This window comes from Microbacterium sp. NPDC077644, assembly GCF_040702785.1.
GTDB lineage: Bacteria > Actinomycetota > Actinomycetes > Actinomycetales > Microbacteriaceae > Microbacterium.
Genome location: NZ_JBFBME010000003.1, coordinates 274,125 through 292,843, shown reverse-complemented (window position 1 = coordinate 292,843; position 18,719 = coordinate 274,125). Strand labels below are relative to the sequence as shown.

19 protein-coding genes are annotated in these 18,719 nt (G+C 69.4%); 11 read left to right on the top strand and 8 right to left on the bottom strand.

The genetic code is table 11. The features are described 5' to 3' along the window. Positions 1-3: 3 nt before the first annotated feature. The 4 genes from AB0269_RS13545 to AB0269_RS13530 all read right to left on the bottom strand — a co-directional run bounded on the left by AB0269_RS13545 (position 4) and on the right by AB0269_RS13530 (position 5,109). Positions 4-1,107, bottom strand: a complete 1,104-nt coding sequence (locus tag AB0269_RS13545) for a phosphate ABC transporter substrate-binding protein PstS (protein WP_366211779.1) — start codon at positions 1,105-1,107, stop codon at positions 4-6. 138 nt (positions 1,108-1,245) lie between these two features. After that, positions 1,246-2,208: an NUDIX hydrolase gene (locus tag AB0269_RS13540; protein WP_366211778.1), complete on the bottom strand. Its 963-nt coding sequence runs from the start codon at positions 2,206-2,208 to the stop codon at positions 1,246-1,248. Then, entirely contained in the window at positions 2,205-4,370 is a 2,166-nt protein-coding gene (locus AB0269_RS13535) for an RNA degradosome polyphosphate kinase (RefSeq protein ID WP_366211777.1), read from the bottom strand. The genes AB0269_RS13540 and AB0269_RS13535 overlap by 4 nt, the downstream gene beginning before the upstream one ends. Positions 4,371-4,425: 55 nt before the next feature. Next, on the bottom strand, positions 4,426-5,109 hold the full coding sequence (locus tag AB0269_RS13530) for a response regulator transcription factor (RefSeq protein WP_366211776.1): 684 nt from the start codon (positions 5,107-5,109) through the stop codon (positions 4,426-4,428). A 91-nt stretch (positions 5,110-5,200) separates the two neighbouring features. Here AB0269_RS13530 and AB0269_RS13525 point away from each other — a divergent pair, with 91 nt between their 5' ends. From AB0269_RS13525 to AB0269_RS13515, 3 genes are all read left to right on the top strand, one after another. Further along, complete coding sequence (locus AB0269_RS13525) at positions 5,201-5,491, top strand: hypothetical protein (RefSeq protein WP_366211775.1); 291 nt, start codon at positions 5,201-5,203, stop codon at positions 5,489-5,491. 159 nt (positions 5,492-5,650) lie between these two features. Then, positions 5,651-6,253 carry an FABP family protein gene (locus tag AB0269_RS13520; protein WP_366211774.1) on the top strand — a complete coding sequence of 201 codons (603 nt, stop codon included), beginning with the start codon at positions 5,651-5,653 and terminating at the stop codon, positions 6,251-6,253. Positions 6,254-6,264: 11 nt separating this feature from the next. After that, complete coding sequence (locus tag AB0269_RS13515) at positions 6,265-7,377, top strand: folate-binding protein (protein ID WP_366211861.1); 1,113 nt, start codon at positions 6,265-6,267, stop codon at positions 7,375-7,377. On the opposite strand, the gene AB0269_RS13510 is transcribed toward AB0269_RS13515, so the two are convergent. After that, positions 7,356-8,198, bottom strand: coding sequence for a class I SAM-dependent methyltransferase (locus AB0269_RS13510; RefSeq protein WP_366211773.1), 843 nt, complete (start codon positions 8,196-8,198; stop codon positions 7,356-7,358). The two genes, AB0269_RS13515 and AB0269_RS13510, sit on opposite strands and share 22 nt — an antisense overlap. A 33-nt stretch (positions 8,199-8,231) precedes the next feature. Here AB0269_RS13510 and AB0269_RS13505 point away from each other — a divergent pair, with 33 nt between their 5' ends. After that, complete coding sequence (locus AB0269_RS13505) at positions 8,232-8,975, top strand: phosphoglyceromutase (protein ID WP_366211772.1); 744 nt, start codon at positions 8,232-8,234, stop codon at positions 8,973-8,975. A 78-nt stretch (positions 8,976-9,053) separates the two neighbouring features. On the opposite strand, the gene phoU is transcribed toward AB0269_RS13505, so the two are convergent. Continuing rightward, positions 9,054-9,752, bottom strand: a complete 699-nt coding sequence (gene phoU, locus AB0269_RS13500; protein WP_366211771.1) for a phosphate signaling complex protein PhoU — start codon at positions 9,750-9,752, stop codon at positions 9,054-9,056. Between the two features lie 198 nt (positions 9,753-9,950). Here phoU and AB0269_RS13495 point away from each other — a divergent pair, with 198 nt between their 5' ends. Then, positions 9,951-11,180 carry an ATP-binding protein gene (locus AB0269_RS13495; protein ID WP_366211770.1) on the top strand — a complete coding sequence of 410 codons (1,230 nt, stop codon included), beginning with the start codon at positions 9,951-9,953 and terminating at the stop codon, positions 11,178-11,180. Beyond that, entirely contained in the window at positions 11,177-11,860 is a 684-nt protein-coding gene (locus AB0269_RS13490; RefSeq protein WP_175985400.1) for a response regulator transcription factor, read from the top strand. Before AB0269_RS13495 ends, AB0269_RS13490 begins: the two co-directional genes overlap by 4 nt. Before the next feature lie 64 nt (positions 11,861-11,924). Here AB0269_RS13490 and AB0269_RS13485 read toward each other — a convergent pair whose 3' ends face one another. Then, positions 11,925-12,395: a DNA modification methylase gene (locus AB0269_RS13485; protein WP_366211769.1), complete on the bottom strand. Its 471-nt coding sequence runs from the start codon at positions 12,393-12,395 to the stop codon at positions 11,925-11,927. A gap of 132 nt (positions 12,396-12,527) precedes the next feature. On the opposite strand from AB0269_RS13485, the gene AB0269_RS13480 reads away from it, so the two are divergent. The 5 genes from AB0269_RS13480 (at position 12,528) to AB0269_RS13460 (ending at position 17,339) form a co-directional block, all read left to right on the top strand. Continuing rightward, complete coding sequence (locus tag AB0269_RS13480) at positions 12,528-13,010, top strand: CarD family transcriptional regulator (RefSeq protein WP_033106646.1); 483 nt, start codon at positions 12,528-12,530, stop codon at positions 13,008-13,010. Between the two features lie 9 nt (positions 13,011-13,019). Continuing rightward, positions 13,020-14,216, top strand: a complete 1,197-nt coding sequence (gene ispD / locus AB0269_RS13475) for a 2-C-methyl-D-erythritol 4-phosphate cytidylyltransferase (RefSeq protein WP_366211768.1) — start codon at positions 13,020-13,022, stop codon at positions 14,214-14,216. Next, positions 14,213-15,616: a cysteine--tRNA ligase gene (gene cysS, locus AB0269_RS13470; RefSeq protein ID WP_366211767.1), complete on the top strand. Its 1,404-nt coding sequence runs from the start codon at positions 14,213-14,215 to the stop codon at positions 15,614-15,616. Before ispD ends, cysS begins: the two co-directional genes overlap by 4 nt. Further along, on the top strand, positions 15,609-16,616 hold the full coding sequence (gene rlmB / locus AB0269_RS13465; RefSeq protein WP_175985405.1) for a 23S rRNA (guanosine(2251)-2'-O)-methyltransferase RlmB: 1,008 nt from the start codon (positions 15,609-15,611) through the stop codon (positions 16,614-16,616). The genes cysS and rlmB overlap by 8 nt, the downstream gene beginning before the upstream one ends. A gap of 84 nt (positions 16,617-16,700) precedes the next feature. Next, positions 16,701-17,339, top strand: coding sequence for an NAD(P)H-binding protein (locus AB0269_RS13460; RefSeq protein ID WP_366211766.1), 639 nt, complete (start codon positions 16,701-16,703; stop codon positions 17,337-17,339). Positions 17,340-17,347: 8 nt separating this feature from the next. On the opposite strand, the gene AB0269_RS13455 is transcribed toward AB0269_RS13460, so the two are convergent. Further along, on the bottom strand, positions 17,348-18,652 hold the full coding sequence (locus tag AB0269_RS13455) for a DUF4032 domain-containing protein (RefSeq protein ID WP_366211765.1): 1,305 nt from the start codon (positions 18,650-18,652) through the stop codon (positions 17,348-17,350). Between the last annotated feature and the right edge of the window lie 67 nt (positions 18,653-18,719).

The window sequence follows — 18,719 nt, the reverse complement described above, 5'->3', positions numbered from 1 at the left end:
AGGTCACTCCGTGACGATCGCGTCGATCGCGGCGTTGACCTTCTCGCGGAGGTCGTCCGAGATCGGGGCGCTGCCGGCGGCCTCGGCCGAGACGTCCTGGCCCTCGGCCGAAGCGACGTACTGGAAGTAGGCCTTGACGAGTGAGGCGACCTCGGAGTCCTCGTAGTTGACGCAGCCGATCAGGTACGAGACCAGGGCGATCGGGTACGAGCCCGCGGGTGCTGCGGCCGGGTCGACGGCGAAGGCGAGGTCGTGAGCCGAGCGGCCCTCCTCGAGCGGCGAAGCGGCGACGAGTGCGGACGCGGCCTCAGCGGAGTACGAGACGTACTCGCCCTCGACCTCGATCGCGACCTGGCCGAGGCCCGACGCCTGCGAGGCGTCGGCGAAGCCGATGTAGCCCACGCCGTTGGTGATCGCGTTGACGACGCCCGAGGTGCCGTCGGCGGCCTCACCGGTCGAGAGCGGCCACTCGTCGCTGGCCTCGTTCGTCCACACGTCGGGTGCGACGGCCTCGAGGTAGGTGGTGAACGTCTCCTGCGTGCCCGAAGCGTCGGCGCGGTGGACCGGCACGATCGCCTGGTCGGGCAGCTCGACGCCCTCGTTCTGCGAGGCGATCGCCTCGTCGTTCCAGTTGGTGATGTCGCCGGCGAAGATGCCCGCGATGGTCGCACCGTCGAGGTTCAGGCTGTCGATGCCATCGAGGTTGAAGGCGACCGCGACGGGGGAGATGTAGACCGGGACCTCGACGATCTCGTCATCGGTGCAGGCGCCGAAGCCGCCGGCGGCGATCTCGTCGGCGTTGTAGGCGCGGTCGGAGCCGATGAAGTTCGAGGATCCGGCGATGAAGTTCTCGCGGCCGGTGCCGGAACCCGTCGAGGTGTAGTTGACGGTGGCGCCCGTGTTGGCGGTCTGGAACGCGGCGACCCACGCCTGCTGCGCGGCCTCCTGCGAGGAGGCGCCGGTGGCCTCGATGGTGCCGGAGACGGTCGACTCGGGAGCGTCCGAGCTGCCGCCTTCGGGGGCGGTCTCGTTCGCGGCACAACCGGCGAGTGCGAGAGCGGCGACGGCGCCGATGGCGCCGATGCGAGCGATTCGGGAGATCTTCACTGTGGGATCCGTTCGATCGTGGATGGGTTGAGGCCCGGTGCAGGGCACACAGTGACGCTAGGCGCGGCGGTTAACGAGAATCGCCCCCGCGGGTAAACGGGAGGTGAACGGAATCGGGCCCGTTGGGGCGGACGCCGGTCACACCTTGGGGACGTGGGTCTCGATCGAGATGATGCCCGAGCCGGGGTTGGTGGCCGACAGGTGCGCGACGGAGAATGCGGCGAGCTCGAGGGAGGAGGCGCTGCCGACGTACGATCCGTGCATCGTCCCGGTGGCGAGGGCGAGCTCGGAGAGGATGCCGGGGAGCACAGGGCCGTGGCTGCAGATGACGGCGGGCTTGCCCGAGCGCACGCGTTTTCCGATGACCGTGCGGACGTCCGAGACGCCGTCCTCCCAGGCGTCCTGGCTGATGAGCTCGGTCTGCACCGGACGCCGATCGAGTGCTCGGGCGAGCGGAGCCACGGTCTGCACGCAGCGGACCGCGTCGCTGGTGACGATCTTGCGGATCCCGAACGCGCGCAGCGGAGCCACGATCGCCTCCGCCTGCTCCCTGCCCCGACCTGTGAGCGGCCGTGCGGCATCCGGTCCGTCCCAGTCCGACCTGGATGCCGCCTTCGCGTGCCGCAGAGCCACGATGGGGAACGTGCGCAGCGCGCCGTCCGACACCAGCCGCTCGAACTCGTCGAGGATCTCGAGGTCCACCGGATAGCTGAGGTTCTTGCGGGCCTTCTTCAGGCTCACCCACTCGAGCGCGGCGATCTCGCGGTTGGGCACGAAGGTGGACTTGCGGATCGCGTCGTCCGTCGCCTCCGCGGCCCAGTAGTGGACGACCTTCTGTCGCTTCGGGCGCATGAAGTAGCGGCTGACGCCCACCGGAACGCCGAGGTGCACCCGGATGCCGGTCTCCTCGTGGACCTCGCGCACGGCCGTCTGGGCGAGCATCTCTCCGGGATCGACCTTGCCCTTGGGCAGGGTGGCATCGCGGTACTTGGTGCGGTGGATCAGCAGGATCCGGAGCTTGCCCTCGGTCTGGCGCCACACGACCGCGCCAGCGGCGTACACCGCCTTGTCGTCGCGGACGACCTGCACCGTCTGCGTCATCGCACCGAACGGGAACGGCGGCGGCGACGGATCTGGCTCATGGTCTTATCCTGCAGATCGACCAGCGGCTTGCCGTCTGCATCCACGGAGTGTCGCTCCCATACCCCGTCGGGGCCGAGGTGCCACGTGCTCGTCCCGTCGTCCATCGCGAAGTCGAAGAAGTCGAGCAGTTCCGACACGTGGCGCTCGTCCGCGACCCGCACGAGCGCCTCGACGCGTCGGTCGAGGTTCCGGTGCATCATGTCGGCGCTGCCGATGAACACCTGCGGGTCGCCGTCGTTGTCGAAGGCGAAGATGCGGGAGTGCTCGAGGTAGCGGCCGAGGACGCTGCGGACCGTGATGTTGTCGCTCACACCGGGCAGGTCGGTCTTGATGCTGCAGATGCCGCGGACCCAGATGTCGACCTTCACCCCGGACTGGCTGGCGCGGTAGAGGCCGTCGATGATCTCCTCGTCGACCATCGAGTTCACCTTGATGCGGATGTGCGCCGGCTTTCCGGCGACGGCGTTCTTGCGCTCGTTGTCGATGTGGCGCAGCAGGCCCTTGCGCAGGTGCAGGGGCGCGACGAGGAGCCGCTTGAACTTCTTCTCGATCGCGTATCCGGACAGCTCGTTGAACAGGCGCGTGAGGTCCTTGCCGACCTGGGCGTCCGCGGTGAACAGGCCGAAGTCCTCGTAGATCCGGCTCGTCTTGGGGTTGTAGTTGCCCGTCCCGACATGCGAGTAGTGGCGCAGCTGCCCCTCCTCCTCGCGGATCACGAGCGCGAGCTTGCAGTGGGTCTTCAGGCCGACGAGGCCGTAGACGACGTGCACGCCGGCCTTCTCGAGCTTGCGCGCCCAGACGATGTTGTTCGCCTCGTCGAACCGCGCCTTCACCTCGACGAGCGCGAGGACCTGCTTGCCCGCCTCGGCCGCGTCGATCAGGGCCTGCACGACAGGACTGTCGCCGGAGGTGCGGTAGAGCGTCTGCTTGATGGCGAGCACGTGCGGGTCGCGCGCCGCCTGCTCGAGGAACGCCTGCACGCTCGTGGCGAACGACTCGTACGGGTGGTGGACGAGGACGTCGCTCTTGCGGATGGCCGCGAACACGTCGGCCCGGTTGCTCGAGCCGGTCGGCTGGAAGGCGACCGGTGTCGTCGGCAGGTGCGGCGGGTAGCGCAGGTCGGGACGGTTGACCTTGGACAGCGAGAACAGGCCGCGCAGGTCGAGCGGGCTCGGCAGCCGGTAGACCTCCTGATCCGTGATGTCGAGCTCCTTGATCAGAAGATCGAGGGTCACGTCATCCATGTCGTCGGCGATCTCGAGGCGGATCGGCGGGCCGAAACGGCGGCGCAGGAGCTCGGCTTCGAGGGCCTGGATGAGGTTCTCGCTCTCGTCCTCCTCGATCTCGACGTCCTCATTGCGGGTGAGGCGGAAGGCGTGGTGGTCGAGCACCTCCATCCCGGGGAACAGATCGTCCAGATGGTTGGAGATGAGGTCCTCGAGCGGGAGGTAGCGGGCGATCTCGCTCGTGCTGGGCACCTCGACCAGGCGGGGAAGCATCGGCGGCACCTTGAGGCGCGCGAACTCCTGGCGCCCGGTGCGCGCGTTGCGGATGCGGATGGCGAGGTTCAGCGAGAGCCCCGAGATGTAGGGGAACGGATGCGCCGGGTCCACGGCGAGCGGCATGAGCACGGGGAACACATGCAGCTGGAAATACTCCGTCAGCGCGGCGCGCTCGGCGTCGTCCAGACTGTCCCACTCCGTGATCTCGATCCCGGCATCCGCCAGCGCGGGGCGGACGAGTTCGGTCCAGGCCCGCGCATGCCGCAGCTGCAGCGCATGCGCCTCGCGCGAGATGTCGGCGAGAACGTCGGACGGTGCGCGTCCGACGTTCGTGGGGACGGCGAGGCCGGTGACGATGCGGCGCTTGAGGCCCGCGACGCGGACCATGAAGAACTCGTCGAGGTTGCTCGCGAAGATCGCCAGGAAGTTGGAGCGCTCGAGCTCGGGGATCATCGGGTCCTCGGCTAGCTCGAGGACGCGCTGGTTGAACGCCAGCCAGCTGATCTCGCGATCGTGATAGCGGTGGTCGGGCAGCAGCGAGTCCGGTGCCTCGATGGCGTCGAAGTCGTCGTCTTCGGCGTCGCCGAGACCGGCATCCGTGATTGCAGCATCGATCATGGACTACATCTTCGCATCGCCAGGTGACGTGCGTGTGAACGAGTCGCCCGCCGCGTCAGGATGCCGGTGCGCTGACCGCCTCGTCGTCATGCACGTTGAACCGGTAGCCGACGTTGCGGACGGTGCCGATGATCTGCTCCTGGTCGCCGAGCTTGGCGCGCAGGCGCCGCACGTGCACGTCGACCGTGCGCGTGCCGCCGAAGTAGTCGTAGCCCCACACCTCGCTGAGCAGCTGTTCGCGCGTGAAGACGCGGGACGGATGCGTCGCGAGGAAGTGCAGCAGCTGGAATTCCTTGAACGTGAGATCCAGCGGGCGTCCGCGCAGCTTCGCCGAGTAGGACTGCTCGTCGATCGTGACCCCCGAGGCCTGGACCCTCGTGGGAGCGGCCGTGGATTCCGCCTTCGCGATCGCCAGACGGATCCGGGCGTCGGTCTCAGCGGGGCCGGCGTCGAAGAGCAGGACGTCGTCGATGCCCCAGTCGCCGGACAGCGCCGTCATACCGCCCTCCGTGACGACGAGCAGCAGCGGTGCGTCCTGCCCGGTCGCCCGAAGCAGGCGGCACAAGGACTTGGCTCCGGCGAGGTCGGTCCGCGCGTCCACGACGACCACGTCGCTGTCGGGGGCGTCGACGAGCTGAGCCGGTTCGGCGGGGATCCTGCGCACCTGATGGGCGAGCAGTTCGAGCGCGGGCAGGACCTCTCCGGAGGGAACCGAAGACAGAACCAGGATCGAAGCCACGCGTATTCCTTTCGGGTGACGGGACCGCCACCCAGACCGGCGGCCTGCACGGCGCCGTGCGCCCATGATACCGATGGGTCACAATGGAGGCATGTCCGAACCCGCCCTCGCGCCCCGCAACGCCCTCGTCGGCGTCGTCATCGTCTGGGCCGCGGCGCTCGTCGCAGCGGTCGTGATCGGCATCGCCGTTCCCGAGGAATGGCGCGTGCCGTGGCTGCTGATCGGATTCGGCGGAGCCGTGCTCCTCTCGTTCGCGCTGCAGCTCTGGTACGGCCAGACGAAGGGGTTCATCTTCCGGGTCGCGGCCAGCACGATCGGCGCGATGCTGCTTCTCGGCGTCATCTCGGCCGGATTCGGTCTCGCAGCGCTGATCCCCGCGTGAGCGCTGCGGGGTAGAGTGGTGCCATGGATCTCGTCGCCCTCGAATTCTTCTTCATCGGACTCCTCGGCCTCGCGAGCCTCGCGATCGTGTTCGTCGCGGGCGTCGTGCTGCGGAACCTGTTCCGCGGCCAGCGCTGAGCCCGGCTGACTCCGAGCCGTCATGCTCGAGCTGCCGACCGATCTCCCCGCCGATCTCGCACCGCTGAGCTGGCTCATCGGCGTCTGGGAGGGCACCGGTGTCATCGAGTACACCGCCGGCGATCATCATTTCCAGGGCGAGTTCACGCACCGGGTGAGCTTCAGCCACGACGGAACGGGCCATCTGAACTACTCCGCCACGGGCTGGATGAACGATCAGCAGGGCGACGCGCATGCGCCCCTGGTCGCCGAGACCGGATTCTGGCGTCTGTCGCGCGCGGCGACGGAGGCGGATGCCGGGCCGGCGCTTCTTCCGCCGATGCGTGAGGCGCCCGCGCGCACCGTCGACGACGTCGAAGAGCTGCGCGCGGCATCCGGCGGGTTCCCGATCGAGGTGTCGCTCACGCACTCGGACGGCGTCCTCGAGCTCTACCTCGGCGAGATCAACGGCCCGCGCATCGACATCGCCACGGATGCGATCGTGCGCCCGGCCGGGGCCAAGGAGTACGGCGCGGCCAGCCGCATGTACGGTCTCGTCGACGGACACCTGCTCTGGGCGTGGGACATCGCGGCTCTCGGCGCCGGGATGGCCTCGCACGCCTCAGCACGTCTGGCCAGGGTCTGATCGTGCCTCTTCTGCACGACGCGCTCGCCGCGCGAGACGGAGCCGTCGACGAGGACGGCGTGATCACGCACTACGGCGATCCGATGCGCGAGCAGCGCCGTCTCGTCGACGGTTCGGCGGTCGTGCTGCTCGGCGACCGCGTCGTCATCGAGGTGGCGGGCGAGGACCGTCTGACGTGGCTGGACTCGATCACCTCGCAGGCGCTCACGCGGCTGGGAGCGGGGGAGAGCACCGAACTCCTCGTGCTCGACCCGCAGGGGCGCGTCGAGCACGCGGCCGGTGTGCTCGAAGACGGCGCGACGGCGTGGCTCATCGCGGATGCCGCAGACGCTGCGCCGCTCGCGACGTGGCTGCAGCGCATGGTGTTCCGCTCGCGGGTGACCGTGACGGTCCGCACGGACCTCGAGCTGCTCGGCTTCTTCGCCGACGGCGCCGCCGAGGCTGCGGTGGCCGGGATCGCGGCAGCCCCGAACTCCACACCCCTGGTGTGGACCGATCCGTGGAGCGTCGTCCAGCCGGGCGGCTATCAGTACGCTCAGGTCTCCGAGCATCCGTCGGCGGAATACGCCTGGCGGGTCGCGATCGCTGACCCGGATGCCGCGGCATCCGCCCTGCCCTCGCTCGAAGCCGCAGGTGTGCTCGCGGCCGACGCGCTCCGCGTCGCCGCGTGGCGTCCGCGCTGGTCGGCCGAGGTCGACGAGCGCTCGCTCCCGCACGAGTCCGACTGGATCCGCAGCGCCGTGCACCTGAGCAAGGGCTGCTACCGGGGGCAGGAGACGGTCGCGAAGGTGCACAACCTCGGGCACCCGCCGCGCAGACTCGTCGCGCTGCACCTCGACGGCAGCGACGATCTGCTGCCTGCCCGCGGCGACGCCGTCGTCGCGGGGGAGGACGAGGTGGGGTCGATCACATCGGTCGCCCGCCACTTCGAGGACGGACCCATCGCGCTGGCGATCCTCTCCCGTCGTGCGCCCGTCGGCGACCTCGTCGTGCGGACGGATGGCGGCGACATCGCCGCGGCTCAGCAGGTGATCGTGCCGGCCGATGCCGGCGCCACCGCTGACGTCCCCCGGCTGACACGCCTGTCGAGGCGGCCGGCAGGTCAGGATCCGCGCAAGGCCTGATCGGCCGGAGCCACGGAGCTCCACGCGACGGTGAGTTCGCCGAGCCTCCAGCGGGCGCGTCCGCCGAGCACGGCCCAGCCCTGGTCCTTCACCGCGCCGACGGCGGCGATGAACCGCTGCGTGGCTCCGAACGATGACAGCGCAGCGGCGCGGTCCCACTCGCGATCGAGCGCGAGGAGCAGGTCGTGGATGCGCTCCCCGGGGACGTTCCGATGTATCAGGGCCTTGGGCAGACGCTCGGCGACGATCCCGGGGCGGTCGAGCTCGGCCAGACGGAGCGAGATCGTGAAGCTCGACGGTGCGCCGCTGCCGTCGACGTCCACCCAGCTCGCGATGCGGCCGATCTCGTCGCAGGTTCCCTCGATCAGCACGCCGCCGGGGGACAACCGTGCGCTCATGGTCTGCCACGCGGCGCGGACATCGGCCTCGTCGTACTGACGCAGCACGTTCATCGCGCGGATGATCGCCGGTCGTCTGCCACCCGCGATCGGGACCTCGAAACCGCCGCGTGCGAACGACACCGGCAGGTCCGCCGCGAACGGCGTGACGTCCGCCCGCACCTCGGCGAGCTGATCGCGTGCCGTCGCGACGCGCGCGGGGTCGAGCTCGAAGCCGACGACCTCGACGTCGGGGCGCACCTTCCGCAGCCGTGCGGCCAGCTCGAACGCGGTCACGCCGCTGGCGCCGTACCCGAGATCGACGACCAGTGGATCAGCGGCACGCCGCAGCGCGGCGCTCGCCGCGATCGCGCGGTCGTTGCGCCGCAGCCGGTTCGTTCCGGTCGTGCCGCGCGTAGGGCGACCGAGCGGAGAAGGGGCCATGAAGCCATTCTCCCAGAGCCATAGACTGGAGCCATGACCCGCACCCTCATCCTGCTCCGCCACGGCCAGAGCGAGTGGAACGAACTGAATCTGTTCACCGGCTGGGTGGACGTCCGCCTCACCGAACAGGGCAAGGGAGAGGCCCGCCGCGGCGGCGAACTCCTCGCCGAGTCGGGGCTGCTGCCCGACGTGCTGCACACCTCGGTGCTCAGCCGCGCGATCCAGACCGCGAACATCGCACTGGACTCGGCCGATCGGCTGTGGATCCCGGTCAAGCGCTCATGGCGGCTCAACGAGCGCCACTACGGTGCCCTGCAGGGCAAGGACAAGGCGCAGACACTCGAGGAGTTCGGACCCGAGCAGTTCCAGCTGTGGCGCCGCTCGTTCGACGTTCCGCCGCCGCTGCTCGATGACGACAGCGAGTTCAGCCAGGTGAACGATCCGCGCTACGTCGGCATCGACGGCGAGGTTCCCCGCACCGAGTCGCTGAAGATCGTCATCGACCGGATGCTGCCTTACTGGGAGAACGAGATCGTCCCCGACCTCGAAGCCGGGAAGACGGTTCTGGTCACAGCGCACGGCAATTCGCTGCGCGGCCTCGTCAAGCACCTCGACGGGATCAGCGACGACGACATCGCCGAGCTGAACATCCCGACCGGCATCCCGCTGGTCTACGAACTCGACGAGAACAACGTCCCCACCGGCCCCGGCCGCTATCTCGACCCCGAGGCCGCCGCCGCCGGTGCCGCAGCGGTCGCCGCGCAGGGCAAGAAGTAACCCGGAGACCTCTCCTACGCGACGAGACCTCCTGCGGCTGACGTCAGCAACAGGAGGTCTCGTCGGCAGGACGGGGTCTCAGGCCTCGTCGGCGGGCGCGTGCGCCTCGGCCGCGGCGGCGATGTCCTCGTCGTCGACGGCCCAGTCGCCGGTGGCGAGGTAGACGACCTTCTTGGCGACCGCGACGGCGTGGTCGGCGAAGCGTTCATGGTAGCGGCTGGCCAGGGTCGCGTCGACCGTCGCCGTGGGCTCGCCCTTCCAGTTGTCGCTGAGGACCTTCTCGAAGACGCGGGCGTGGAGCTCGTCGATCTCGTCGTCCGCGTTGCGGATGACGTCGGCGAGGCGCAGGTCCTGCGTGCGCAGGAGCTCGGACAGCGTGCGGGAGACCTCGACGTCGCGCTCGCCCATCTTCACGAACGTGCTCTTGAGCCCCTTGGGGATCGCGCGCTCGGGGAAGCGGAGGCGGGCGAGCTGAGCGATGTGCTCGGCCATGTCGCCCATGCGCTCGAGCGATGCGCTCACGCGCAGCGCGAAGACGACGATGCGGAGGTCGCGGGCGACCGGCTGCTGGCGGGCGAGGACCTCGATGGCCAGCTCGTCGAGGCTGATGGTCAGCTCGTCGATCTGCGCGTCGTCCGCGATGACCTCCTCGGCCATCGCCACGTCGCTGTTCGCGAACGCCCGAGTGGCCTTGTCGATCGCGATCGTGACGAGGTCGGTGATCTCCACGAGGCGGGACTGGATCTCCTCGAGGGACTGGTGGAAGACTTCGCGCATGAGCGGCGCAACCTTTCGTTCGGAAATCGGGCGGTTCAGCCCGCCGATGGACGGGCGAGGCGGCATCCGCACCCGCTGAGCGATTCTCTGCGCCGAAGGTTAACGAACGGTGCCCGTTACGTGAATACTACTTCGCAGCCTCCCCGGATGGCGCGGAATCATGCGGAAGCGGAGGTGAACGGGCCCTACGCTTGAGGCATGACCACGGGGAGCATCGCGCTGATCGCACTGGCTGTCGGCCTGCTGATCGGCGTCGGGCTCTCGGCGATCATCGTGTGGGCGTACCGTGCCAGGGCGCAGGTCGTCGAGGCCGCCTCGACCCTCGTGCCGCAGGGGACCGAGGACGTCCTCGACAGCATGGACGACGCCGCCTGCGTCGTGGACGCGTCAGGACTCGTCCTGGCGACATCCCACCCGGCTGCCCGCTTCGGGATCGATGTGGGTGCGGTCCTCGAGAACACCGAACTGCGCCAGCTCGCCCGGTCCGTGCGTGCCAGCGGTGTCGCGGCGACAGAGACGATGCGCATCACGCGATCGGGGGTCGGACTCGACCCTCGCCTGGTCTCCGCACGGGCGAGCGCCCTCGGCGGCCAGCTCACCCTTCTCGTGATCCGCGACGTCACCGAGCAGGAGCGCCTGGACCAGGTGCGGCGCGACTTCGTCGCCAACACGAGCCACGAGCTGAAGACGCCGGTGGGCGCCGTCAGCCTGCTCGCCGAGGCCATCGAATCCGCCGCGGACGACCCGGCTCAGGTGCGCATCTTCGCCTCCCGGATCTCAGCGGAGGCGACCCGCCTGGCCCAGTTGACCGGACGCATCATGAGCCTGTCGCGCCTGCAGGCGTCCGACGGCGCCGCGGACTTCGAGGCCGTGGCTGTCGACGAAGTGATCACGGCATCCATCGAAGGCCATGCCGTTCAGGCCGACTCGGCGGGCGTCGAACTCGTCAGGGGCGGCGATCGCGGAGCGTACGTGCGCGGCGACGCGCAGATCCTCATCGAAGCGGTCGGCAATCTCGTCGCCAACGCGATCGTGTACTCGCCTCGGGGCTCGCGCGTCGGGGTGGGCGTGACGATCGAGGGGGAGACCGTGTCGATCGCGGTGTCCGATCAGGGCATCGGCATCACGGAGGCCGACCGGGAGCGCGTCTTCGAGCGCTTCTACCGTGCCGACGAGGCGCGGTCGCGGCGCACGGGAGGGACGGGGCTCGGCCTGTCGATCGTCAAGCACGCGACGCAGCGGCACGGCGGCGAGGTGCGGCTCTGGTCGCGCCCCGGCCGCGGGTCCACGTTCACGATGGTGCTGCCGCGCATCGACGCACCCGCGCCTGATGCCGAGAAGAAGACCAAGAAGAAGAAAAAGAAGAAGCGCGCGCGCACGGCGCTGGTGACCGACGCCGCGCGCATCCGAAACGGAGAGAACGCATGACCCGCATCCTTCTCGTCGAGGACGAGCCAGACCTCGCCGACCCCCTCGCCTATCTGCTGCGCCGCGAGGGGTATGAGGTCGAGATCGCCGAGGACGGACCGGGCGCGCTCGGCGCGTTCCGCGAGCGGGGAGCCGACATCGTCCTGCTGGACCTCATGCTGCCCGGGATGCCGGGAACCGAGGTGTGCCGGCAGATCCGCTCCACCTCCGCCGTGCCGATCATCATGCTCACGGCGAAGGACTCCGAGGTCGACATCGTCGTGGGGCTCGAACTCGGCGCGGACGACTACATCACCAAGCCCTACTCCTCCCGTGAGCTGCTCGCACGCATGCGGGCCGTGCTCCGCCGGGTCGTCCAGGCGGAGAGCGATCTGGACGAGCGCGTTCTCGACGGCGGCCGCGTCTCTCTCGACATCGATCGCCACACGGTGACGGTCGCCGGATCCGAGATCAACATGCCGCTCAAGGAGTTCGAGCTGCTCGAAGTCCTCATGCGCAACTCCGGCCGCGTGCTCACCCGCGGTCAGCTCATCGACCGGGTGTGGGGCAGCGACTACTTCGGCGACACGAAGACGCTCGATGTGCACATCAAGCGGATCCGATCCCGCATCGAGGAGAACCCCGGCGAACCGGTCATGCTCGTGACCGTCCGCGGTCTGGGCTATCGCTTCGAGGGCTGAGCCCGACACGGAAGAGGCCGCCACCCGGATGGGTGGCGGCCTCTTCCAGATCCTCGATCCGACGTCAGTCGGTCGGCACGAGGTCAGCGTAGTAGGGGAGGGTTCCGTCGAGCACGGGAACCTCTGCGGTCGCACCGGTCGCGTCACCGGACTGGAAGTACAGCTCGACGGTCGCACCCGGCTTGGCGCCGAGGTCGTCGATGCGCAGCGGCTCGGCGTCTGCACCCAGGCTCAGCGTGTCTCCGGCGCCGACGCGCACCGTGAGCGGCGCGAGTCCCTCGGCCTCGATCGTGAGGACCTCGTTCTGGTCGGTGTCGTTGACGATGGCGGCGACGAGGTTGCCGACGGAGCCGTCCTCGTTGGCGATGATCATCGCGTTGCGGATCTGCAGTGGGCCGTCCGTGTCGGGGATGTTGATCCCATCGGAGGCCGAATACTGGATCTCGGTCGACTGCGGTGTGATGAACGTGCACCCGGTCGCGCCGAGCAGAACGAGGGCGCTGAGGGCGGCAGACGCTACAAGGCGCGATTTCACGGATCCTCCTGGAGCTGTGGGATATCCCGTCCATTCTACGGGTATCGCCACGGGCGTCAGGGACGCTGCGGGGGCAAACCTTAGCGCATGTCGCCTGTGGTATTCTGGAGGTTGCCGAAAGGACACGATTTTATGCTTTTTGAGGTTGGCGAGACGGTCGTCTATCCGCACCATGGGGCCGCGACGATCATCGAGGTCAAGGATCGCGTCATCAAGGGCGAGACGAAGAAGTATCTGAAGCTCAACGTCACCCAGGGCGACCTGATCATCGAGGTTCCCGCAGAGAACGTCGACCTCGTCGGCGTGCGCGACGTGATCGGCCAGGAGGGCCTCGACCACGTGTTCGAGGTGCTGCGCGCCCCGTTCACGGAGGAGCCGACGAACTGGTCCCGCCGGTACAAGGCGAACCTGGAGAAGCTCGCATCGGGCGACGTGATCAAGGTCAGCGAGGTCGTGCGCGACCTGTGGCGCCGCGATCAGGACCGCGGACTGTCCGCGGGCGAGAAGCGGATGCTGGCGAAGGCTCGTCAGATCCTCATCTCCGAACTCGCGCTCGCCGAGAAGTGCGACGAGGACAAGGCCGGCGCTCTGCTCGACGAGGTTCTCGCGTCGTAGTCTGAGAGCGTGACTCTCCTCCCTGTGCCGACGACGGCGATCATCGTCGTCGCGGCCGGTTCCGGCACGCGCCTGGGTGCTTCGGCGCCCAAGGCGTTCGTCGGGATCGATGAGCGATCCGTACTGCGTCATGCGCTCGACGGCGTCTTCGCCGCGTCTCCGGCGCAGGTGATCATCGTCGCGCCCGCGGGGCACGAGGGGGACGCCGAGAGCGAGCTGCGCGCAGCGGCCGGCGATCGCCTGGACCTCGGCCGCGTCGTCGTGGGCGGTGGGACCCGTCAGGAATCGGTCGCCGCCGGTCTGCGCGCCCTGTGGGGCGACATCACCACCGTGCTGGTCCATGATGCCGCCCGCGCACTGACGCCTCCGGAGCAGATCGACACGGTGGCGGCTGCCGTGACGGCGACCACCGGGGTCATACCGGCGCTGCCCGTCGTCAACACGCTCAAGCGGGTCGCGGGCGACGACGTCGTCGAGGCGGTCGACCGTGCAGAGCTCGTGGCGGCGCAGACACCGCAGGGATTCCCGCGCGATCTGCTCGAATCGGCGTATGCCGCAGCTCTCGCGGCAGGGGCGGAGTACACCGATGACGCCGCCGTGTTCGCGGCGGCGGGGCACCCGGTCACCCATGTCCCAGGATCACCTCTCGCCTTCAAGATCACCCTGACCGCCGACCTCGACCGTGCACGGCAGCTCGTGGCGCCGGCCCCGCAGCGCCCTGCCATCCCGCGCGTCGGCGTCGGCACGGACGTGCATGCCTACGGCGGCGACGGCGACCTGTGGCTGGCAGGTCTCGAGTGGCCGGGGGAGCCAGCGCTGTCCGGGCATTCCGACGGAGACGCCGTCGCCCACGCCATCGTCGACGCGCTGCTCGGAGCCGCCGGGCTCGGCGACATCGGCGAGCACTTCGGCACAGCGCATCCCGAGTACGCAGGGGCGCACGGGGGCGTCTTCCTCGCCCGGACGCGCGAAATCCTCCAGCGCTCAGGATTCACGATCGGCAACGTCTCGGTGCAGCTGCAGGCGAACAGGCCGCGCTTCAGCGGTCGCCGCCTCGAGGCGCAGAGCGCCCTGTCCGCAGCGCTCGGGGGAGCGCCCGTGTCGATCACCGCCACGACGACCGACGGGCTCGGTTTCACCGGCAGGGGAGAAGGCGTCGCCGTCACAGCGGTCGCGCTGGTGCTGCCCGGTACGCTGGAGCAGTGACACTCCGCCTCTACGACACCCGCGCGCAGCAGCTGCGCGACTTCGTGCCTCTCGACCCCGAGAACATCACGATGTACGTCTGCGGACCCACCGTGCAGTCCGGGCCGCACATCGGGCACGTGCGCGCGGCGCTGAGCTTCGACATCCTGCGCCGTTGGCTGTCGCACCGGTACGGGCGGGTGACCTTCGTGCGCAACGTCACCGACATCGACGACAAGGTCATCGCCAACGCCACCGACGCCGAGCCCTGGTGGGCGCTCGCCTACCGGATGGAGCAGGAGTTCACAGCCGCATATGCCGGCGTCGGCATCCAGCCCCCGACGTACGAGCCGCGGGCGACGGCATCCGTGCCGCAGATGCAGGAGCTGATCCAGGAGCTCATCGAGCGCGGGCACGCCTATCCCGCCCCGGACGGTTCGGGCGACGTGTACTTCGACGTGCGCTCCTGGTCGGCCTACGGCGAGCTGACGAACCAGTCGGTCGACGCCATGGAGGCGGCGCAGGACGCAGACCCGCGCGGCAAGCGCAACCCGCAGGACTTCGCGCTCTGGAAGGGCGCCAAGCAGGGCGAGCCCGCGGATGCCACGTGGGCATCCCCGTGGGGCGCCGGCCGCCCCGGGTGGCACATCGAATGCTCGGCGATGGCGAAGCGCTACCTCGGCTCCGACTTCGACATCCACGGCGGCGGGCTCGACCTGCGCTTCCCCCACCACGAGAACGAGCTCGCGCAGTCGACGGCGGCGGGTGACGGCTTCGCCCGCTACTGGGTGCACAACGGCCTCGTGACCGTCGACGGGCAGAAGATGTCGAAATCGCTCGGCAACTTCACCCTCGCCTCCGACGTGCTCGAGCAGCACGAACCGCTCGTGGTGCGGTACGCACTCGCCGCCGCGCACTACCGTTCGAGCCTGGACCTCTCCGCGGCGTCGTACGCCGAGGCCGAGGCGGCGCTCGGCCGCATCGAGACCTTCCGCCAGCGCGTGCTGCGTGTCTCCGACGCGGACCCCGTGTCCGCTGCGCCGGGTGCGATCCCGGAGGCCTTCGCCGCCGCGATGGACGACGACCTCGGAGTGCCGCAGGCGCTCGCCGTCGTGCACGACGCCGTGCGTGCGGGCAACGCTGCTCTGGATGCCGGTGACACGGCAGCGGCGGTCGATTCCGCGCGCGCGCTCACGGCGATGCTCGCGGTGCTCGGACTCGACGGCCCCGGCGTGTCCGTCGCAGGAGGCACCGAGGCATCCGCCCTGGACGCTCTGGTGCAGGAGATGATCACGCAGCGCGCACAGGCGCGCGCCGACAAGGACTGGGCCGCGGCCGATCGCATCCGCGACGCGATCGCCGCGGCAGGAATCACGCTGGAGGACACTCCGGCCGGAACTCATTGGAGCATCGATGGCTAAGCCAGGAAACCCCTCAGCGGGCAAGGGAAAGAAGAAGGGCCCCACCAAGGGCACCGGAGGACTCGGACGCAAGGCGCTCGAAGGCCGCGGACCCACGCCGAAGGCGGAGGACCGCGCGTGGCACGTCGCCGGCAAGCGCAAGGCGGCGGCCGAACGCTACGCCGCTGCGGGCGGACGCGGCAGGCCGGGACGGCAGACGTCCGGCGGCAACCCGAACCGCACCGCTCGCGCCAAGGACAACACGTCCGACACCGAGACGGTCACCGGGCGCAACTCCGTGCTCGAGGCGCTGCGCACGCGGATCCCCGCGACGGCGATGTACATCGCTCAGCGCGTCGAGATGGACGACCGCGTCAAGGAGATGCTCTCGATCGCGACGCACCGCGGCATCCCCGTCCTCGAGGTCACCCGTCAGGAGCTCGACCGGATGGCGGGGTTCGACGGCGTGCACCAGGGCGTCGCGCTGAAGGTTCCGCCCTACGAGTACGCGCACCCGCAGGATCTGCTCGAGAAGGTGATCGATCGCGGCGAGGTGCCGCTGTTCGTCGCGCTGGACGGCATCACCGACCCGCGCAACCTCGGAGCGATCATCCGTTCGACCGCCGCGTTCGGCGGGCACGGGGTCATCCTCCCGCAGCGCCGCTCGGCCGGCGTGAACTCGGCAGCGTGGAAGACGAGCGCGGGGGCCGCGGCCCGCATCCCGGTGGCGATGGCGACCAACCTCACCACCCAGCTCAAGGAGTTCAAGAAGCAGGGCGTCTTCGTGCTCGGCCTCGACGGCGACGGCGACGTGTCGCTCCCGGCGCTCGAGCTGGCCGATCGGCCGGTGGTCGTCGTCATCGGCTCCGAGGGCAAGGGGCTGTCGCGTCTCGTCACCGAGAACTGCGACCAGATCGTCTCGATCCCGATCTCGGCGGCCACCGAGTCGCTGAACGCCGGCATCGCGGCCTCGGTCGCGCTGTACCAGATCTCCACGTTCCGGGCGGCCGGGCGGAACTGATCCGCAGACCACGGAATACTTGCCGCGGCAGGTTGTTGCTTCCTGGGGAGCGCAATCGCGCCCGTCGTCCACGAAGGGAAAACCATGGCACGCATCGCCGTCATCGGAGGAACCGGCTACGCCGGATCGAACATCGTCGCAGAGGCGGTGTCGCGCGGCCACTCCGTGGTCTCGATCGCCCGCTCGGTCCCGACCGAGCGCGTCGAGGGCGCCGTCTACCTCGAGGGCAACATCCTCGACGTCCCCGGTCTGCTCGCACAGCTCGGTGAGGTCGACGTCGTGATCCAGGCCCTCTCGCCGCGCGGCGACATGACCGGCAAGGTCCGGGCGGCGACCGCTGAGCTCTACGCGGCACTCCCCGAGAACGTGCGCCTCGGCGTCGTCGGCGGTGCGGGTGGAAGCCTCGTCGCGCCCGGTGGCCCCCGCGTGATCGATTCGGGCTTCCCCGAGGAGTTCAAGGCCGAGGCTCAGGAGGCCATCGGCGTCCTGGAGGACCTCCAGGCGGATGCCGAGGGCAACGACTGGTTCTTCGTCCACCCCGCCGGCGGCTTCGGCAACTGGGCGCCCGGGGAGCGCACCGGAACCTACCGCGACGGCGGGCCGGTTCTCGTGACCGATGAGAAGGGCGAGTCGTACATCTCCGGAGCCGACCTCGGCGTCGCCTTCGTCGACGAGATCGAGAACCCCAAGCACCACCGCGAGAACTTCGCCGTCGGGTACTAGAAGACGCGTCAGACGAGGTCGCGCCAGTCGACCTCGTCGTCCTCGTCGGTCACCGGAACCGCTCCGGTGACCACGGGGATGGACACGGTCTCGGTCGGCGGTCCCATGATGGTCGCCTCGTCGCGCCGGTGGCGCAGCACGTCGTTGATGTACGAGGTGAGCACTTCGGCGAGCGGGATCGAGCGCCCATGGCCCTGCGAGAGGTACCACCGGTGCTCGAGCACCTGGTGGAACACCTCGGCGGGCTCGAGCTTCGCCCGCAGCTCGTAGGGGATCGCCCGCACGACCGGCTCGAACACGCGCGTGAGCCACTCGTGCGCGTACATCTCCTCATCGGCCCACTCCTTGGTCGAGCGGGCGCGGAACTCATCGAGGTCGTTGAGCAGGCGCCGGGCCTGGTTCTCCTCGACGTCGAGACCGGTCAGCCGGATGAGGCGGCGCTGGTGGTGGCCGGCATCGACGACCTTGGGCTGGATGTGCACGACCGTGCCGTCCGTGGTCGTCGACATCGACATCTCGTCGATGTCGAATCCGAGGGCATTGAGGCGCTCGACGCGCTCGGTGATGCGCCAGGTCTCGTTCGCCGAGAACGATTCCTCGGCGGTGAGCGCTGCCCACAGCGAGTGGTAGGCCGAGACGATGCCGTCGGCGATCGCGACGGCGTCCACGCCGTGCTCGAGGCGCCCGCCTGCGGCGAGGTCCATGATCTCGCCGGCGATGTTCGTTCGGGCGAGGTCCAGGTCGTAGAGGCGCTGCCCCTCGGTCAGCCCCTCCTCGTGCAGCTCGCCGGTCTCGGCATCCACGAGGTAGGCGGCGAACGCGCCCGCATCACGACGGAACAGCGTGTTCGACAGCGACACGTCGCCCCAGTAGAAGCCGACATTGTGCAGACGGACCAGCAGCAGCGCCAGCGCGTCGACGAGACGCGTCGCGGTGTCCGGGCGCAGCACGCGGGTGAACAGGGCGCGGTACGGCATCGAGAAGCGCAGGTGCGAGGTCACCAGAGCGGCGGGCAGCACATCTCCTGCGGAATCGGTGCGCCCGTCGATCACGGCCACTCTGTCGACGCACGGCACGTCGAGCCGTGCGAGGCTGCCGAGCATCTCGTACTCGCGTCTGGCCATCTCGGCCGTGGTCTCCTTCACCGCGACGACACGGCCGGAGAGATCGGCGAATCGCACGAGGTGGCGGGAGAGCCCCTTGGGCAGCGAGACGATGTGCTCGCTCGGCCATTTCCCGAGCGGCACCGACCAGGGAAGCCCCAGCAGCCCGGGGTCGACCGTGCTGGCGGTGATCCGCAAAGCGTCTTGCATGGCCCTCCTGGATGCCGGGGAAGACGACGCGGCGCGGGCGACCTGCTGGTCAGCCCGCGCCGCGCGT

Coding starts and splice junctions, on each gene's coding strand:
- AB0269_RS13540 (WP_366211778.1), bottom strand. CDS start 2,208: ATGACGCAGACGGTGCAGGTCGTCCGCGACGACAAGGCGGTGTACGCC.
- AB0269_RS13535 (WP_366211777.1), bottom strand. CDS start 4,370: ATGATCGATGCTGCAATCACGGATGCCGGTCTCGGCGACGCCGAAGAC.
- AB0269_RS13525 (WP_366211775.1), top strand. CDS start 5,201: ATGTCCGAACCCGCCCTCGCGCCCCGCAACGCCCTCGTCGGCGTCGTC.
- AB0269_RS13520 (WP_366211774.1), top strand. CDS start 5,651: ATGCTCGAGCTGCCGACCGATCTCCCCGCCGATCTCGCACCGCTGAGC.
- AB0269_RS13510 (WP_366211773.1), bottom strand. CDS start 8,198: ATGGCCCCTTCTCCGCTCGGTCGCCCTACGCGCGGCACGACCGGAACG.
- AB0269_RS13505 (WP_366211772.1), top strand. CDS start 8,232: ATGACCCGCACCCTCATCCTGCTCCGCCACGGCCAGAGCGAGTGGAAC.
- phoU (WP_366211771.1), bottom strand. CDS start 9,752: ATGCGCGAAGTCTTCCACCAGTCCCTCGAGGAGATCCAGTCCCGCCTC.
- AB0269_RS13495 (WP_366211770.1), top strand. CDS start 9,951: ATGACCACGGGGAGCATCGCGCTGATCGCACTGGCTGTCGGCCTGCTG.
- AB0269_RS13490 (WP_175985400.1), top strand. CDS start 11,177: ATGACCCGCATCCTTCTCGTCGAGGACGAGCCAGACCTCGCCGACCCC.
- AB0269_RS13480 (WP_033106646.1), top strand. CDS start 12,528: ATGCTTTTTGAGGTTGGCGAGACGGTCGTCTATCCGCACCATGGGGCC.
- rlmB (WP_175985405.1), top strand. CDS start 15,609: ATGGCTAAGCCAGGAAACCCCTCAGCGGGCAAGGGAAAGAAGAAGGGC.
- AB0269_RS13460 (WP_366211766.1), top strand. CDS start 16,701: ATGGCACGCATCGCCGTCATCGGAGGAACCGGCTACGCCGGATCGAAC.
- AB0269_RS13455 (WP_366211765.1), bottom strand. CDS start 18,652: ATGCAAGACGCTTTGCGGATCACCGCCAGCACGGTCGACCCCGGGCTG.